Source organism: Campylobacter sp. BCW_6465 (assembly GCF_001762815.1).
In the GTDB taxonomy this organism is placed as follows: domain Bacteria; phylum Campylobacterota; class Campylobacteria; order Campylobacterales; family Campylobacteraceae; genus Campylobacter_D; species Campylobacter_D jejuni.
Genome location: NZ_MJXN01000069.1, coordinates 1 through 1,006, shown reverse-complemented (window position 1 = coordinate 1,006; position 1,006 = coordinate 1). Strand labels below are relative to the sequence as shown.

Here is a 1,006-nt window from a genome sequence, read left to right as displayed (position 1 = left end):
AAAATAACCAAAAGAATATACTTGAAAAATTAATAATACAAAAAACATATACTTTTTAAAAAATAAAATTTTTCAAATATAGAAATTCAATAGAAGGAGAGAAGCTTAGTTAAAAAGTTTGTTGGGTAAGCCAAAGGGAAAATTATAGCCCCCTTTAAAAAAGGGAAAAACAAGTGTTAATAACACTTGACTATAATTATACAAAGTAGTATAATTATTACTATAATTTTGTTTAACATTCTGTATCACCTCCTTTTTGGGCGTGATTGAATGCTAAAGGGGTTGCCGCCCCTTTGGCATTAACCCTTATGCAATTATACCAAAAACAAACTCTTTAACTTCTTAAAACAGTCCATGAAAAGATTTTACTTGTTATTCTTTAGCACTTTGTTTTTTGCACCTTCATTTTTATTTGGTGCAAATATTGAAAATATAAAAAAATATAGAAATTCAATAGAAGGAGAGAAGCTTAGTTAAAAGTTTGTTTGATACCGCAAGTAACCCACTCCAGTTGCCCCAAAAATTGAGCTTGGTTAATATGCCTTGACTATAAATAAACAAAGCAGTATAATAACCACTAGAATGAGTTTTATGTACCTCCTTTCAGGGGTTTCACAATTTAGCCGTAGGGGGTCAGCCTGCGGCTTAAACCCTTAATGTAATTTACCAAACAAACTCTTTAACTTCTGAAACAATTTATGAAAGATTTTTGTATAAGTTTTAATATTTTATATGAAAATTTAGGTGTAAGCTATAAACAAGAAGCCTTTCGAGCTAGCTAAGAATACTTGGCTTTAGTTAGGAACCTCCTACTTCTAAGCGTTAGCGAAAGTAGGAGTAATTCACAGTTTTCATTGTTTTAAAATTTTTCTCTTTGTTATTAATAGATAATTTCGATATATCATATCTATCCCAAAAGATAAGCTCTAAAGGTCGTTGTAAAAAATGATAAGTTAAGCTTATAAAAATAATCAAAGCTATAAGCACACCACAAGGTATATAAAAT

The 1,006-nt window shown here is 29.4% G+C and carries 1 pseudogene; it reads right to left on the bottom strand.

Features of this window, described 5'->3' with window-relative positions:
• Window positions 1–822: 822 nt before the first annotated feature.
• A pseudogene (locus tag AJ886_RS10680) lies at window positions 823–1,006 on the bottom strand (hypothetical protein); the annotation flags it as partial.